The sequence below is a fragment of the Deltaproteobacteria bacterium genome (genome assembly GCA_020848745.1).
Classification (GTDB): Bacteria; Desulfobacterota; Binatia; order UTPRO1; family UTPRO1; genus UTPRO1.
Genome location: JADLHM010000055.1, coordinates 54,570 through 70,290, shown reverse-complemented (window position 1 = coordinate 70,290; position 15,721 = coordinate 54,570). Strand labels below are relative to the sequence as shown.

16 protein-coding genes are annotated in these 15,721 nt (G+C 69.8%); 7 read left to right on the top strand and 9 right to left on the bottom strand.

The features are described 5' to 3' along the window. Window positions 1–203: 203 nt before the first annotated feature. Both IT293_07505 and IT293_07500 read right to left on the bottom strand, forming a co-directional pair. Window positions 204–872 carry a lysophospholipid acyltransferase family protein gene (locus IT293_07505; GenBank protein ID MCC6764496.1) on the bottom strand — a complete coding sequence of 223 codons (669 nt, stop codon included), beginning with the start codon at window positions 870–872 and terminating at the stop codon, window positions 204–206. Next, on the bottom strand, window positions 869–2,422 hold the full coding sequence (locus IT293_07500) for an ATP-dependent DNA helicase RecQ (GenBank protein MCC6764495.1): 1,554 nt from the start codon (window positions 2,420–2,422) through the stop codon (window positions 869–871). The genes IT293_07505 and IT293_07500 overlap by 4 nt, the downstream gene beginning before the upstream one ends. A gap of 92 nt (window positions 2,423–2,514) precedes the next feature. Between IT293_07500 and IT293_07495 the strand changes: the two genes are divergently transcribed. After that, window positions 2,515–3,204 carry an FKBP-type peptidyl-prolyl cis-trans isomerase gene (locus IT293_07495; GenBank protein ID MCC6764494.1) on the top strand — a complete coding sequence of 230 codons (690 nt, stop codon included), beginning with the start codon at window positions 2,515–2,517 and terminating at the stop codon, window positions 3,202–3,204. A 101-nt stretch (window positions 3,205–3,305) separates the two neighbouring features. On the opposite strand, the gene IT293_07490 is transcribed toward IT293_07495, so the two are convergent. Then, window positions 3,306–5,045: a HAMP domain-containing histidine kinase gene (locus tag IT293_07490; protein ID MCC6764493.1), complete on the bottom strand. Its 1,740-nt coding sequence runs from the start codon at window positions 5,043–5,045 to the stop codon at window positions 3,306–3,308. Between the two features lie 209 nt (window positions 5,046–5,254). Between IT293_07490 and IT293_07485 the strand changes: the two genes are divergently transcribed. Both IT293_07485 and nadA read left to right on the top strand, forming a co-directional pair. Continuing rightward, complete coding sequence (locus IT293_07485) at window positions 5,255–5,929, top strand: transglutaminase family protein (GenBank protein MCC6764492.1); 675 nt, start codon at window positions 5,255–5,257, stop codon at window positions 5,927–5,929. 54 nt (window positions 5,930–5,983) lie between these two features. Next, window positions 5,984–7,321: a quinolinate synthase NadA gene (gene nadA / locus IT293_07480; protein MCC6764491.1), complete on the top strand. Its 1,338-nt coding sequence runs from the start codon at window positions 5,984–5,986 to the stop codon at window positions 7,319–7,321. 19 nt (window positions 7,322–7,340) lie between these two features. Here nadA and IT293_07475 read toward each other — a convergent pair whose 3' ends face one another. Further along, window positions 7,341–7,865 carry a universal stress protein gene (locus IT293_07475; protein ID MCC6764490.1) on the bottom strand — a complete coding sequence of 175 codons (525 nt, stop codon included), beginning with the start codon at window positions 7,863–7,865 and terminating at the stop codon, window positions 7,341–7,343. A 69-nt stretch (window positions 7,866–7,934) separates the two neighbouring features. Here IT293_07475 and IT293_07470 point away from each other — a divergent pair, with 69 nt between their 5' ends. After that, window positions 7,935–8,378 carry a PaaI family thioesterase gene (locus IT293_07470; GenBank protein MCC6764489.1) on the top strand — a complete coding sequence of 148 codons (444 nt, stop codon included), beginning with the start codon at window positions 7,935–7,937 and terminating at the stop codon, window positions 8,376–8,378. Window positions 8,379–8,406: 28 nt separating this feature from the next. On the opposite strand, the gene IT293_07465 is transcribed toward IT293_07470, so the two are convergent. Further along, window positions 8,407–9,258, bottom strand: coding sequence for an enoyl-CoA hydratase/isomerase family protein (locus IT293_07465; protein MCC6764488.1), 852 nt, complete (start codon window positions 9,256–9,258; stop codon window positions 8,407–8,409). A gap of 33 nt (window positions 9,259–9,291) precedes the next feature. Next, window positions 9,292–9,441 carry a hypothetical protein gene (locus tag IT293_07460; protein ID MCC6764487.1) on the bottom strand — a complete coding sequence of 50 codons (150 nt, stop codon included), beginning with the start codon at window positions 9,439–9,441 and terminating at the stop codon, window positions 9,292–9,294. Between the two features lie 113 nt (window positions 9,442–9,554). Here IT293_07460 and IT293_07455 point away from each other — a divergent pair, with 113 nt between their 5' ends. The 3 genes from IT293_07455 (at window position 9,555) to IT293_07445 (ending at window position 11,815) form a co-directional block, all read left to right on the top strand. Continuing rightward, the gene (locus tag IT293_07455) at window positions 9,555–10,019 is read left to right on the top strand and encodes a nitroreductase family deazaflavin-dependent oxidoreductase (protein MCC6764486.1); all 465 of its coding nucleotides are present in this window, start codon (window positions 9,555–9,557) and stop codon (window positions 10,017–10,019) included. Between the two features lie 20 nt (window positions 10,020–10,039). Beyond that, complete coding sequence (locus tag IT293_07450; GenBank protein MCC6764485.1) at window positions 10,040–10,321, top strand: hypothetical protein; 282 nt, start codon at window positions 10,040–10,042, stop codon at window positions 10,319–10,321. A gap of 81 nt (window positions 10,322–10,402) precedes the next feature. Further along, on the top strand, window positions 10,403–11,815 hold the full coding sequence (locus tag IT293_07445; GenBank protein ID MCC6764484.1) for a wax ester/triacylglycerol synthase family O-acyltransferase: 1,413 nt from the start codon (window positions 10,403–10,405) through the stop codon (window positions 11,813–11,815). Between the two features lie 81 nt (window positions 11,816–11,896). On the opposite strand, the gene IT293_07440 is transcribed toward IT293_07445, so the two are convergent. From IT293_07440 to IT293_07430, 3 genes are all read right to left on the bottom strand, one after another. After that, window positions 11,897–12,610, bottom strand: a complete 714-nt coding sequence (locus tag IT293_07440) for a cupin domain-containing protein (protein ID MCC6764483.1) — start codon at window positions 12,608–12,610, stop codon at window positions 11,897–11,899. 483 nt (window positions 12,611–13,093) lie between these two features. Next, window positions 13,094–14,398: a sodium:proton antiporter gene (locus IT293_07435; GenBank protein ID MCC6764482.1), complete on the bottom strand. Its 1,305-nt coding sequence runs from the start codon at window positions 14,396–14,398 to the stop codon at window positions 13,094–13,096. A 115-nt stretch (window positions 14,399–14,513) separates the two neighbouring features. Next, a complete protein-coding gene (locus tag IT293_07430; GenBank protein MCC6764481.1) occupies window positions 14,514–15,701 on the bottom strand; it encodes a lipid-transfer protein in 1,188 nt (395 codons plus the stop codon). Window positions 15,702–15,721: the final 20 nt, after the last annotated feature.

The window sequence follows — 15,721 nt, the reverse complement described above, 5'->3', positions numbered from 1 at the left end:
GATGCCAGCGGCGAAACGGCCGGCCGAGCCGTATCCGCGTCCGCCCATGGGAAAAATCGTCCCTCCGACGCGGCCGTTCCTGCCGCGCACTCCGGAGCGGCCGCCGCCGGCTGCTCGCCCCCGCGCCCAGGCGTACGCGGCGCGGAGGTTCCTAGATGAAGCGGCTGGCCCCCACCACGTGGTGGCCCGCCGCTTCATCCCATCTAGCCGACCGGTCCGGCGCCCCCGGCGGCCCGGGCCTGCGGCGGGTCCTCCTCGGGAAGGTAGATCGGGGTTTGGTTCTCGGGGTAGCGGCCCTCGATCCCCTGATAGAATGCCCGGATGACGTCCATGTCGGCGCGCACGTCGCCCGTCGGGTGGACCACGGCGCCGATCCCACCGACCTTGCGGGTGTAGTCGAGGAACGTGCAGAGGATCGGCACCCCGGCGCCGCGCGCGATGTGGTAGAAGCCCGACTTCCAGTGGGCCGCCTTGTGGCGTGTCGCCGACGGCGGCACCACGAGGAAGAGGCGGTCGATGCCGGCGAAGCGCTCAACCACCTGGGCCACCATGTTCGTGCGGGCGCTCCGGTCGACGGGAATGCCGCCGAGCCATCGCATGAACCCGCCGAAGGGCGTGCGGAAGATCTGCCGCTTTCCGAGCCACGACGGCCGCACGCCGAGGCGATACGCCACGGCCAGCATGAACGGCATGTCCCAGTTCGTGGTGTGCGGATACGCGATCGCGACCGCCTTGATGCCGGGCGGCAGCTCCCCTTCGACCTTCCAGCCGAAAAACCAGAGCCAGGCGCGCGCGAGGGCGCGTGCGAGCGGACCCGCGGGGGGCGTCGTCTTGACGCTTGGGCGCGTCGAGGGCGGTGGGGACGTCGTCATCGATGAGGATCTCCCTCTTGGATGGCTTGCAGGAACGCGGCGCCGTAGCGCGCAAGCTTCGCGGGACCGACGCCCGGGACGGCGAGCAGTCCCGCGTCGTCGGCCGGACGCGTCGCCGCCATGCGCGCCAGGACGGCATCGCTGAAGACGATGTACGCGGGCACGCCCTCCGCGTCGGCGAGTGAGCGACGGAGCACGCGCAAGCGCTCGAACAGGGCCGCGGCGGCGCCCGCGAGCGGCGCGTCCGCCGCCGCGGTCTTCGCCCCGCCGGCGCCGCCGCGCATCGCCTTTCCGCTCGCGCGCGCCCCGACGAGCACGTCGCCGAGGGACTCGCCCCGACAGTGGTCGCACGACTCGCCGCACGGCGGGATCGTCTCGTCGAAGGTGGCCACCAGACGCTGATGACGGCAGCCGGGCGCGTCGGCGAGCTCGAACATCGCCTTGGTCTTCGCGCGCGCGGCGTTGCGGACGGTCGCGTCCTCGATCGTGCTCTGCAGCCGTTCGTGCGCGATGACGTCGGCCCACGAGTACAGCAAGATGCAGTCGCTGGCGCATCCGTCGCGTCCGGCGCGCCCGACCTCCTGGGTGTAGCCCTCGATCGAGCGCGGCATCTCCCGGTGGATGACGTAGCGAACGTTCGACTTGTCGATGCCCATGCCGAACGCGATCGTCGCCACCACGACGTCGATCTCGTCCCGAGCGAACGCGTCCTGGTGGCGCGCGCGCGTCTCCTCGTCGAGTCCGGCGTGATACGGCAGCGCACGCGCGCCGTTCGCGGCGAGGAATGCGGCGAGCGTGTCGACGTTCTTCCGGCTCAACGAATAGATGATGCCGCTTTCGCCCGCGCGTCCCCGCACGTAACCGAGCAGATCCTGCCGCGAGCCGCGGCCGTCGCCCTTCTTGTGGGCCCAGAGCCGGAGGTTGGCGCGAAAGAACGAGCCCTTGAAGCCGTCGGGCTTCACCATGCCGAGCTGCCGGATGATGTCCCCGGCCACTTTGCGCGTCGCCGTCGCCGTGAGGGCCAGGACCGGCACGCCGCCGAGCTCCTGCTTCAACCCGCAGAGGCGTCGATACGCCGGCCGGAAGTCGTGCCCCCACTCCGAGATGCAATGCGCCTCGTCCACCACCACGAGCGAGATCGGCGTCTGCGCGAGCATCGTCCGGAGGCTGCCCTCGAGCCCTTCGGGGGCGACGTACACGAGCTCGTACTCGCCGGCGCGCAAGCGCTCGAGGCGGTCGCGTCGGGTCTCGTAGTCGATCGACGAGTTGAGGACGGTCGCGCGGAAGCCGTAGCGCGTGAGCGCGTCGACCTGATCCTTCATCAACGAGATGAGCGGACTCACCACGAGCACGGTGCCTGGCAGGATGCGAGCCGGAATCTGGAAGGTCAGGGACTTTCCCGCGCCGGTCGGCATGACGCCGATGCAGTCGCGGCCGCCGACGACGGTCGAGATGATCTTCTCCTGGCCGGGACGGAAGTCCTCGTAGCCGAAAACGCCGCGCAGGATCTCGCGGGGACCGAAGATCGACGCTTGCCGGTGGGACTCGATCGCGGTCGTATAGAGGCATTGCGCGCGCCGCGCAACGCGGATAGTACGCTCGGATTCTCGAGGTCACCCCCGCATTTTGAAAGGAGTCCCTGATGTTGCGTGTTCGAACCGCGTTGCTGGTGTGCGCGACGCTCGTGTGTACGATCCCGGCGTTCGCCGCCGATCCGGAGCTGAAGACCGATGACGACAAGGGCTTCTACGCCCTCGGCTTCAACCTGAGCCAGCAGCTCTCGATGTTGAACCTCACGCCCGAGGAGTTCGCCAAGGTCAAGGAGGGGTTCGAGGACGGAGCGCTCAAGAAGGAGCCGAAAGCAGACGTCAAGGAAAATTTTGCGAAGATGCAGCAGAAGCTTCGCGACCGGATCTCCGCGAACGCCGCGGCGACCGCGGCGGCCGAGAAGAAGGCCGGCCAGGAGTACCTCGAGAAGGCCGCCAAGGAGAAAGGCGCCACCAAGACCGCGTCCGGCATGGTGATCCAAGAGATCAAAGCCGGCACGGGCGAGCAGCCGAAGGCGACCGACAAGGTGAAGGTGCACTACACCGGCACGCTCACCGACGGCACCGTCTTCGACAGCTCCGTCCAGCGCAACCAGCCCGCCACCTTCCCGCTGAACGGCGTCATCAAGTGTTGGACCGAGGGCGTGCAGCTCATGAAGGTCGGCGGCAAGGCGAAGCTGATCTGTCCCTCCGACATCGCCTACGGCGACCAGGGCCGCCCGCCGCAGATCAAGCCCGGCTCGACCCTCGTCTTCGACATCGAGCTCCTCGAGATCGTGAAGTAAGCGCGCCGCCAGGTCGCGTCTGGACGCCCGCGTCCGGTGGGTCCACCGGACGCGGGCGTTCGCGCTTCTGGCGTCGGCCGGCGGCGCGGCCGTACCGCACGCTACGAGGCGAGGCGGTCGGTGAGCCGTTCGACCGGGATCGTCACCGCGAACATCGACCCCGCTCCCGCCGCGCTCTCCACCGCGATCGTCCCGCCGAGGAGCTCCGCAAGGCGCCGGGCGATGTGCAGCCCGAGCCCCACGCCGCCGAACTTCCGGGTCGACGACGAGTCCACTTGCCGGAACATCTCGAAGATCACCGAGAGGTGCTCGGGCGCAATGCCGATGCCGGTGTCCCGGATGGTGAAGCGCACCCAGCTGTCGATACGTTGCGCAGTCACGTCGACGGTTCCCGCGTCAGTGAACTTGAGCGCGTTCCCGACCAGATTCTTCAGGATCGTCTTCAGCTTCGCGCGGTCGCTCACGATCGCGACCCGATCCACGCCGTTCCGCCAGCGGAGCTGCACGCTCGGGGGCGTCAACGCGTCGAGCTCGCGTGCCAGCTCCGCGAAGAGGGGGTCGAGCGCGATCGTGTCGAGGGTCAGGCTCTCGCGTCCCGACTCGAGTCGCCCCATGTCGAGGGTGGCGCTCACGAGATTCAACAGCTCGACCGATTGGGTTCGGATGCGGTCGAGCGTGTCATCGAACGCGGACTCGTCGACGGTCACGGCCCGGTCGGCGAGCATCTCCGTGTACCCCATGATGACGTTGATGGGCGTGCGGAGCTCGTGTGACATCGTCGCGACGAACTCGGACTTGAGGCGGTTGGCCGTTTGAAGGTCGGCGATCAGCCGGCGGTTCTCGAGCGTCGTCGCCGTGACGTGCGCGATGCCGAGCGCCAGCCGGCGCTGCCGACTCGAGAAGGCACCGCGGCGGCCGACGTACCCGAGAGCGAGCACCCCGATGATCTGTTCGCCGCGGACGACGGGGGCATAGAGCGCGGACGCGACCGCGAGGCGACGCATCAGCGCGGCGGGAACCCATGGTTGGTCGTCGGCGTCGGCGATCTCGATGAGCTCGCCGGGCGCCAGCGCCTGGATCAGCGCCAGGCTCGTCGGCGGAAACTCGAGCTCTGTCAGCTCGGCCTCCACGTCCGGCGGCGAGCCGACGTTCGACGCGAGCCAGTACACGCAGCGATGCGGATCGAAGAGGTACAAGCTGCTCCAATCGCACCCGAGCGCGTCGCGCACGAGGCGATTGACCTGATCGAGCACGTCCGCCTGGCCGAGGTGTCGGCTCAGCGTCTCGCTGATCCGCGCGAGCGGCGCTGCGATCTCAGCCTCCTCCCTCTGTAGCGCGGCGTGGGTGAAGGCCTCGAAGCGATAGCGGTCGAGGAAGAACGCCGCCCACACCGAGGTCGTCGCGACGCAGAGGAGCACCATGCCCGGAAACACGAGCGCGTCGGTGGTGACCAGGAACGGCGCCGCCGCCGCGAAGCTCGCGACCGCGCCGGCCGCGGCCCAGGCCTGCACCGCCCAGCCCCATGGACAGAGCACGGAGAGCAGGTTCAGCAGGCCGCCGAGAATCGTCGTGACGCGCTCGGCCTGCGCCCCCACCATCGCGTGGTAGGCGCAGATGGAGGCCATTTCGCCGACGCCGATTCCGAGCGCGATCGGCGCGGACCAGGCGTCGAAGCGCGGCAGGCGGCAGAGCACCACGCCGGCGACCGCGATGCCGGCCTCGACGGTGTAGAGCAGCAAGGCAGGCCGCATGCGTTCCGGGTAGCGCACGACCTCGAAGAAGGTTCCGGCCCCCATGAACAGGACGAAGATCCCCAGGGCGACCGCCAGGCGCTGCCGCAAGGCGGCGGTCGTCTCGGACCGGTAAGCGGTCCGGGAAACGCACGAATCGGAAACGGGCACGGCCACTCGCCGGTACACATCGACAGGCTCGCGGAGACTCTTGAGTCCCGGCCACGCCCCGGCGGGACCTTCTTTCAGGCCCAGGTACCGTCGGCTCCGCCGAGCTGCTACCACCCCCGGACGCCATGACGCCCGACCGAGGAGACCCGATGCCGACGCCCGAGCTCGCCCCCTTCCTGCAGCCGTCCCCCTGCGTAGAGAGCGACGCCCCCGCCGTCCGCGCCTTCGCCGCCCGCGTCACCGAGGGGGCCGCCGACGATCGCGAACGCGCCGTGCGTCTCTTCTACGCGGTCCGCGACGAGATCCGTTACGACCCCTACGGCGTCGTCCTCACGCCCGACTTCCTCGGCGCCTCGAGCGTCCTCACCCGCGGCGCCGGATTCTGCGTCGCGAAGGCGGTCGTGCTCGCGGCCGCCGCGCGCGCCGTCGGCATCCCGGCGCGGCTCGGCTTCGCCGACGTCCGGAACCACCTCACGACCGAGCGCCTCCGGGCGCAGATGGGCACGGACGTCTTCGTTTTCCACGGTTTCACGGAGCTCTTCCTCGACGATCGGTGGGTGAAGGCGACGCCGACGTTCAACCGCTCCCTGTGCGATCGATTCGGCGTGAAGCCGCTCGAGTTCGACGGAGTGTCCGACAGCGTCCTGCACCCGTTCGACACCGCCGGTGAGCGCCACATGGAGTACCTCCGCGACCGCGGGACCCACGTCGACGTGCCGTTCGACGAGATGCACGCCGTGTTCGCCGAGTACTATCCCGGGCCAGCGGCCGACGGCGCGAGCGGCGACTTCGAGCGCGAGGCCGACGCCGACCGCGCGCGTTGAGCCGCGCGCTCCGATGGCATCGCATCGGCGCGCCTGGTAGCGACGACTGCAGAGATGGCGATTCCGACCCAGCACGCGTCCGACGTCCCCGGCAGCGGCATCCGGCTCGTACCGAACATGCCGATCTGCCAGACGGATCTCCCCCTCGACTGGTATCAGCCCGAGCTCCAACCGTACGCCGAGGAGTACCTCGCCCTCCCCGACCGTCTCCCGGAAACGGTGCTGCCGTGGATGGACGCGTACATCCGCCCGGCGCTCGCCGCGCTCGGCGACCGCGTGATGCTCCTGGCGCACTACTACATGGGCGGCGAGATCGTGAAGCTCGTCGAGCGCTATGGCGGGCACATCGCCGACTCGTATCAGCTCGCGCTCCAGACCCAGCGGCATCCCGAGGTGAAGATCTTCGTCGAGTCGGCCGTCCACTTCATGGCCGAGTCGATCGCGATCCTCGCGCACCCGGATCAGGACGTCTGGATCACCAACCCGAAGTCCGGCTGCACGATGGAGATGCTGGCGAAGGACTCCATGGTGGAGCCCGTGTTCGACGATCTACGGGTGCGCTACGGCGAGGATCTCCTCGTGGTCGCCTACATGAACACCTCGGGACGCGTGAAGGCGCTCGCCGGCCGGACGGGCGGCGCCGTCTGCACGAGCTCCAACGCCAGGGCCGTAGTGGGTTGGGCGCTCCAGCAGCACAAGAAGATCTTCTTCGTCCCCGATCGCCATCTCGGCGAGGTCGCCGCGGGATGGTGCGGGCTCGGTCCGGACGCGCTCTTCCAGTGGCCCGGCGGCCTCGACGGCGCGGCGCAGACCGTCGCCGCCCTGCCCGCCGCCGCGCGCGATCGGCTCGACCGCGCGCGCATGGTGCTCTGGGGCAGCTTCTGCGGCGTTCACACGGTCTTCACACCGTCACAGGTCGCGTATTGGCGAGGCCGCGGCTACCGCGTGCTGGTCCACCCGGAGTGCCCCAAGGTCGTCGTCGACGTCGCCGACGGCGCCGGCTCGACGAGCTATCTCTGGAAGGCGATGACCGATGCCGAGCCCGGCGACAAGCTCGCCATCGCGACCGAAGGGCATTTCGTGCGGAACGCACGCGAACAAGGCGCGCTCCGCGGTGTCGAGGTCGTCAACATGGCCGACGTCCCGCGCGAGCAGTTCGGGGGCATGGGATGCGGCTGCGCAACGATGTCGCGGAACGACCCGCCGCACCTGGTCGCGATCCTCGACCTGCTGCGCAAGGGCATGCCGCCCGACCTGAACCACGTGCTGCCGGGCGACGCCGTGAACGAGCACACCGGCGCGCGCGAGCGCCTGTCCGAGGCCGAGCGCGCCGTGCTGGTCCGCGACGCACGGCGGGCGCTCGAGCAGATGATCGCGATCACCGAGCGCTAAGAGCCGCGCTGAACACGCGCTACGCGGGGGCCTTCCGCTTGGCGCGGGGACGCGCGGCGACCCGCGTGCGGCTGCGCGCGAGACGCGCTGCCGCCTTCGGGTGCACCGTGAGCACGGGCACGGTCGCGTGCCGCACCACCTTCTCCGCGACGCTCCCCATGAGGAGGTGCCCCAGTCCCGTGCGCCCGAGGGTCGTCATCACGATCAAGTCGGCGCCCTTCGCCGCGGCGAGAATCGCCGTCAGCGGATCGGCCAGCTCGACGCGACAGCGAACGCGCGCGGCGTCCTCGCGCCCGAGCGCGCGCTCCACGGTACGCGTCAGCTGGCGCCTCACGTCGGCAACCACCGCCGGCGTCGGCGCCCACGCAAGATCGGCGGCGGGTCCGCCCATCGAAGAGTACACCGGCGGGAGCGCGTGCAGCACGGTGATCGCACTCCCGGGTCCCGCGAGCCCGGCCGCGATCTCGAGCGCGCGCGTCGCGTGGCTCGAGAAGTCGTGCGGCACGAGGATCCGGCGGCACAAGCGGTTCTTTATCTCACTCATCCCTCGCTCCCTCCGGCGCCGCGCGCCGCGGCGCTTGCGTTAACCCTTCGCCCGCGCCACTACCTCGGCGTGTCCTCCGAATCAACGCGACTCGTCGGTCCCGCGGGCGGGCTCGACGCGACGCTCGGGATCCGCGTCGTCCACAGCGGGCCCGATGAGGTCGTGCTCGAGTACGACGTCGACGACCGTCACCGCCAGCCCTACGGCATCGTGCACGGGGGCATGCACTGCACTGCCGTCGAGACGGCCTGCTCGATCGGCGCCGCCCTGGCCGCCATGCCGCGCCGCCAGGCCGTCGTCGGCGTGGAGAACCACACGAGCTTCATCCACGCGGTCCGCGAGGGGCGGATCACCGTGACGGCGCGTCCACTGACACGCGGGCGCCGTTCGCAGCTCTGGCAGGCCGACGCGCGCACGACCGACGGGACGCTGGTCGCGAGCGGGCGCGTCCGCCTGCTCGCACTCGACGCCGGCGCCACGCTCGCGGGCGAGCCCGCGGCCGTGAAACCCTGAGTGACGGGACTCGACGGACGCCGTCCCGTCAGTACTTCGGCGGATGGCTCGCGGCATGCTCCGCGACGTCCCGCCGGGGCATATCGGTGTAGACAGGCTTGCGGTTCTCGCGCCGGGCCCGGATGCATTCGACCAGATTCTCCGTGTTGCCGAGCAGCAGTTGATTGCGGTCCTCGAGGTCGACCGCGGCCGTCAGGCTCGTCGTCTCGAGGTTCGCCCAGCACACCTTCTTCGTCATCTGCAGGCCGAAAGCGCTGAACTCGCACATGCGCTCGGCCGCCTCGATCGCCACGTCGACGACGGCTCCGTCGGGGACGACGCGCGACACGAGCCCGATGCGCTCGGCCTCCTCGGCGCCGACCTTGCGACCCGTCAGCAGGAGATCGTTGGCCCGCGATGCTCCGATCAAGCGCGGCAGAAGCCAGCTCGCGCCGAGCTCGGTCGAGGTGAGGCCGTTCACGATCCCCGTGGCGTTGAACTCGGCCGAGGCCGCGGCGAAGCGCACGTCGGCGCCGAGCGAGAGGCACATGCCGCCGCCGTACGCGGGCCCGTTGATCGCGGCGATCACCGGCTGCGGCAGATCGCGGAGCGCCGGCACGATGCGGGAGAAATGGCCCATCGCCAACATGCCGATCCGTGCGAGCGACATGTCGTCGATGCCGGGGATCATGCCGGGATCCTCGAGGTCGAGGCCGGAGCAGAAGCCGCGCCCCTCGCCGGTCAGCACGACGACCCACGCGGCGTTGTCGGCGGCGACCAGACGCAGCGTCTCGTAGAGCGCCGTCATCAGGTCGAACGACATGGCGTTCAGGCGATGCGGGCGGTTCAAGCGCACGACGGTCACGTGCGGACGCGGCTTCTCGGTGAGAACGAGGCTCATGGTCGGTCTCCTGCGCGCCGGAACGGCACGCCGCTACGAGGTGGGGAAGCTCCGCCGCTCCGGCGCGCCGCGGGCGGCCGCCACGAGCTGATCGCCGTCGACCTCCGTCACGTCGCCGCGCACGGCGCGCGCGGCGCGCAGGACGGGAGCGTCGTAGGCGGCACTGAAAGTCTTCCGGTTCATGCGCGAGTCTCGGCGCGAGAGCGGCAAGCTACTGCTCGCCCCTCGGCGTCGTCAAGGCGATTCCGCCCTCGGCCAGCTTGCGCCGCCCGGAACGGGCTGCCACAACCGCGCGCATGCAGGAGGGCGCGCGGCGCGCGTTGAAGCTCGTCGGTGAGAGCGGCCTCTGGAAGGTCGTCAGCCGCGTACACACACGCCTCTATCGTCTGTCACGCGGCTTGATCGGCCATCGCGCCGTCGGCCTCGCGAGCCTCCTGCTGACGACGACCGGTCGCCGCTCGGGCACCCAGCGCACCGTGGCGCTCACCTACGTTCCCGACGGCGAGGATTTCGTCGTGGTGGCCTCCAACGGCGGCGCCGATCGCCACCCGGCATGGTGGTTGAACCTCAAGGCGCGGCCCGAGGCGGTCGTGCAGGTCGGCGCGAACCGCGTGCCGATCGTCGCGCACGCCGCCGATCCCGACGAGCGCCGGCGTCTCTGGCCGATACTCACCGCGTCCAACCCGTTCTACACGCGTTACGCGCTGCTCACCGCGCGTCCGATTCCGGTGGTCGTGTTGCGACCCCGGGCCCGGGCGTGAACCCACTCGAGGAGGATCCGATGTCCGTCCATTCCCGTTCCGCCGTGCTCCGCCGCTGTGCCGCGCCGCTGCTCGCCCTCGCCCTGCTCGCGGCGACCCCCGCCACGCCCACGTTCGCCGATCGCTACGACCGCGGTCGCTACGAGGACCGGCGCGGCTACAACGACGAGTACATCTTCGTCGCCACCAAGACCGCGCTCGACCTCGACGTACACCCCGTCGCAAAGGTGCCGCTCGTCCCGTTCACCCTGATCCTCGACCTCGTCGCCCTGCCGTTCGAGGTCATCGCCGGCGTCTTCTAGCCCGCCGATCCGGGGGAGCCAAGCGGCCGGCGCCTCGGCTATAGTAGCGGGCCGAAACCACGGCCACCGGAGCCCGCCGCCATGCAAAGCTACGCCTTCGACCGCCTGTCCGTCGTCGACAACTCGTTTCTCGCGATCGAGAGCCCGACCACCCATCAGCACGTCGCCGCCGTGCTGGTGCTGGACGCGGCTCCGCTGTCGGGACCCGATGGCGGCATCGACATCGACACGATCCGCACCTACATCGAGTCGCGGTTGCACCTGATCCCGCGCTACCGCCAGCGGCTCACCACGGTGCCGCTCGGAAACCGCCTGGTGTGGGTCGACGACGAGCACTTCAACATCCACTACCACGTCCGCCACGCGAGCCTGCCGCGTCCGGGTGACGAACGGCAGCTGAAGCGGCTCGCGGCTCGCATCGTCTCCCAGCAGCTCGACCGCGCGAAGCCGCTCTGGGAGATCTGGGTGGTGGAAGGCCTCGAGGGACACCGCTTCGCGCTCGTCGCCAAGACCCACCACTGTATGGTCGACGGCGTCTCCGGCGTCGATCTCCTGGCGGTGCTGCTGAACCCGACGCCGTCGGCGGAATTCACCCAGGGACCGCGCTGGATTCCCCGTCCGGCGCCGACACCCCTTCAGATCTTCCGCGACGAATGGCTGCGCCGGCTCCGCGAGCCGCTCGATTTCCTGTGGGAGGCGCCCTGTGCGTTCACCGCGCCGACCCGCATCCTCGCCGGCTTCTGGGAGGCCCTGAGCGCGCTCGGGGAGACCCTCGGCGTCGCCGCGCGCCCCGCGTCGCCGACGCCGATCAACCTGCCGATCGGTCCGCACCGGCGCTACGACTGGCTTCCCCTCGATCTCGACGCCGTCAAGGCCGTGAAAGACCGCCTCGGCGGCACCGTCAACGATGTCGTGCTCGCGACGGTGTCGGGGGCGCTCCGCACGTTCCTCGAAGACCGGCGCGTGAACGTCGACGTCCTGGAGCTGCGCGCGAGCATCCCTGTCAGCATCCGCACCGACGAGCAGCGCGGAACGCTCGGGAACCAGATCGCGCTCTGGATCACCGAGCTGCCGGTCGCCGAGCGCGACCCGCGCCGGCGGCTCGACAAGGTCCGCGCCAATACCGCGCGCCTCAAGGAGTCCCGCCAGACGCTCGGTGCGCGCGTCCTCGCCGCCGTGAGCGAGTGGACCAGCACGACCCTGCTCTCGTCGGCGGTCCGCCTCAGCACGCGCTCGCGTCCGTTCAACCTGGTCGTGACGAACGTGCCGGGTCCGCAGATTCCGCTCTACCTTCTCGGCGCCGAGCTCCGCGAGTGCTACCCGATGCTGGCGCTCCTCCCGAACCAGGCGCTGGGAGTCGCCCTCTTCAGCTACGCCGGCCGTCTCTGCTGGGGTTTCATCGCCGACTGGGACCTCGTTCCCGACCTGCACGAGTTCGTGCTCGCGATCGAGGAGTCGTTCCGCGAGCTACGGGTCGCCGCCGAGCTCGGATGACGCCGACAGGCCGCGCCGGACGACGATCCGAGGACTCCTCGACGCGATGAGGATGCGAGGCGGACAGCCCGCCGCGCCGGATCAGCCGATCCGGGTCAGCCGCTCGATCACGCCGCGGTGCCGCGGGTACCGCGCCAGGAGCGCCGCGCGCTCGGCGAGATCGAAGTCGGCGAAGTCGAACCCGGGCGCCACGGTGCAGCCGACGAGGGCGTAGGTCCCCGCGGGGGCGACCTCGGCGCCGAACCACGCGCCGGCCGGCACGACGATCTGCGGACGCTCCCCCCGCGCCGGGTCGCGGCCGAGGCTCGCGATCGTGAGGCGACCTCCACCGACGTCCTCGAGGATCGCCAGCGTGACGCTCTGCCCGGCGTAGAAGTGCCATATCTCGTCGGAACGAATGCGATGGAACGCCGAGAACGCATCGCGCGTCAGGAGGAAGTAGATCGCCGTCGCAAAGGCGCGCCCGCCGCCGAAGCGCGGCGGCAGCGCCGACGCGGCGATGCTCTCGGCCGCCCGATACGTCTCGCGGAAATAGCCGCCCTCGGGGTGCGGTCGGAGGTCGAGGCGCTCGATCCAGAACGCGGCGTCGCTCACGCCCGCATGGAGTACACCCAGGTGACGAGCCAGGCCAGCGACAGAAGATACGCCGCAAGCTCGATCGCGGGAAGCGCGATCACGGACGCGAAGCCGACGGCGGCTGCAAGCCCGAACGCGACACCCGCCCACCGCCACCAGCTCGCCTGTCGCCAGATCGGGTAGGCGACGAGCGCGGACGCCCCGAAGATCGCGTACCATTTCACGAGCGTGAATACGCGCAAGCGTGCGAGCGCGTCCGTCATGGCGGCCGGGTCGGTGAGCCCGGCGAGCACGAACAGCTCGCGGTTCTCGAAGAGGTCGCCGAGCCACATCACGCTCGGCAGCAGCATCGCGACCTGTCCGATGCCGCCCGCGAGACGACCGCGCGCGCGGAGCAGCAGCACGATGCCGAGGTACAGGGCCGGGTACGCGATCATGAAGAGGAGGTCGATGCGATTGCCGCGATCCATCCCCGCGACCGCCGCCGGACGCGCGGGGTCGTCCGGCGCTCCGAGGATTCCGAAGACGTGCTCGGGGCTCGAAGCGAGCTCGAAGCCGACGACCGGGCTCACGAAGCCCGGCACGTTCCGCTCGAGCGGCGCGGTCGGGAAGGCCGCCAGCATGACGACCGAGAGCACCAGCACGGCGAAGCCGCTCAGGCGTAGCAGGACGATGGCGCCGCGCTCGTAGCTCATCGCGGCCTCACGCGAAGAACAGGAATGTCATCACGACGAAGATCGGGATCAGGATCGCGCCCGACCAGACCATGTAGCCGCCGAAGCTCGGCATCGCGACGCCCTGCTCCTCGGCGATCGCCTTCACCATGAAGTTCGGACCGTTGCCGATGTAGCTGTTGGCGCCCATGAGCACCGAGCCGGCGGAGATGGCGGTGAGCAGGGTCGCGGAAACCGGCCCCCCCGCGAGGTGCACGGCGGCGTCGGCGCCCGGACCGAGGCTCTGCGCGAGCGAGGCGAACGTCAGGTACGTGGGCGCGTTGTCCAGGAAGGAGGAGAGCGAGCCCGAGAGCCAGAAAAATTGCCACGGCGCCTGGATGCCGAACTCGGCGCCGCGCACGCGCAAGATCTCGAGCGCCGGAACCATCGTTGCGAAGATGCCCGCGAAGAGCACGGCCACCTCCGTGATCGGGCCGAAGGTGAAGCCGTTCTCCTTGCGCAGCGCCTGCGGCGTGGTCGCGAGCGACAGCGCCGTCATGGCGGCCATCACGCCGAGCCGCACGCCCTCGCGCACCGGTCCCTCCGGGAGCGACGGGCTCACCAGCACCGCCAGCACGACGCCGAGGAGATAGAGGCCGTTGATGGTGCCGGCGAGTTGCAGGGGCACCTGCCGCGCGACGTCCCGGCGCAGATCCGCGGCAGACTCCTTCGCGACCGCCCGCGCATCCATCACATAGAACACGACGAGCAGGATCGAGACGACGAAGAGCCATTCGGGGAGCAGGCGCAGCGTCCAGAAGAACGGCACCCCGCGCAGATAGCCGAGGAAGAGCGGCGGGTCGCCGAGCGGGGTCAGCAACCCCGCGCAGTTCGAGACGACGAAGATGAAGAGGATCGGGATGTGGCCGACGTGCTTGCGCTCGGAGTTGGTCTGGAGGAGCGGCCGGATCAGCAGCATGCTGGCGCCCGTCGTTCCGATCACGTTCGCGAGGAGCGCGCCGACCGCGAGGAATGTCGTGTTGATGCCGGGCGTCGCGCGCAGGTCTCCGCGCAGGACGATGCCGCCCGAGATCGTGAAGAGCGCGCCGAGGAGCGCGATGAACGATACGTACTCGAGCGCCGTGTGCCAGAGGAGGTGCGGATCGTGTGTCGCGACATAGAGCGCGACCGGAACCCCGAGGACCGCGCTCACGATCCCCTTGTTGCCGTTGCGCTCCCAGAAGTGCGGCCACCGCAGCGGGATGAGCGCGATGCCGAGCAGCATCAACGCGAAGGGTGCGACCGACCAGAACGGGAGCGTCGCCCCCAACGACACCGCGTGCGCCTCGGCCATGGACGCACCTATATGCAGCGAACGTCCACCGGCCACAAGCGACGCCGAAACGACGGCGGCGCGCCGGGCACCGAGCCCGGCGCGCCGCCGTCGCAACCGAGGATCGCCGGCTCCCCTAGTCCTTCTTGTACATCGCGATGACGCAGGCGCCGCCGAGGCCGAGATTGTGCTGCAACGCGACCTTCGCGCCTTGCACCTGGCGCTCGGGCTCGACGAGCCCACGGAGCTGCGAGTTCAGCTCGAAGCACTGGGCAAGTCCGGTCGCCCCGAGCGGATGGCCCTTCGAGAGCAGGCCACCCGACGGGTTCACGACCCACGTGCCGCCGTACGTGGTCCGGTCCTCCTCGATGAGCTTGCCGGCCTGGCCCTCGCCGCAGAGACCGAGGCCCTCGTAGGTGATGAGCTCGTTCGGCGTGAAGCAGTCGTGCAGCTCGATCACCTGCACGTCCTCGGGACCGAGGCCGCTCCGCTCGTACACCTGCTTGGCGGCGGCCCGGGTGAGGTCCTGACCGACCATCTTGATCATCGACTGCTCGAAGCTCGTCGGGTAGTCGGTGGTCATCGTCATGGCGGGGATGGAGATCCCCTTGTCGGCACCGTGCTTCTTGGCGAACTCCTCGGAGCAGAGAATCGCCGCCGCCGAGCCGTCGGACGTCGGACAGCACTGGAACTTGGTGAGCGGCTCGAAGACCATCGGCGCGGCCAGGATCTCCTCCAGGCTCGACGCCTGGCGGAATTGCGAGCGCGGGTTGGCGACCGCGTGGCGGCGGTTCTTGACGGCGACCTTGGCGAGCTGCTCCTTGGTGGTGCCGTACTTCTTCATGTGCTCGCGGCCGGCGCCCCCGAACATCTGCGCCGCCGCCGGCGCCGACTCGAAGCCCTGCATCGACATCATGACCTGCATGTGCTGGTCCATGGGATGCGTGCGGTCGGTGAACTTCGCGCCGAGGGAGCCGCGCTCCATCTTCTCGAAGCCGAGTGCGAGCACGCACTCGTTCATGCCGCTCGCGATCGCCTGGTATGCGAGGTAGAGCGCGGTCGAGCCCGTCGAGCAGTTGTTGTTGAGGTTGTAGACGGGGATGCCGGTCAGGCCGAGCTGATAGACGGCGCGCTGTCCGCAGGTCGACTCGCCGTACACGTAGCCGACGAAGGCCTGCTCGATCAGGTCGTACGAGATGCCGGCGTCCTTGAGCGCCTGTTCCCCGGCCTGCTTGCTGAGCTCGGGATAGTCTTTCTCGCCGGGCTTGAAGAACTGCGTCATGCCGACGCCGATCACGGACACTTTGCGCGGATTCTTGATCATTCGAATGGCTCCTTGCGGGC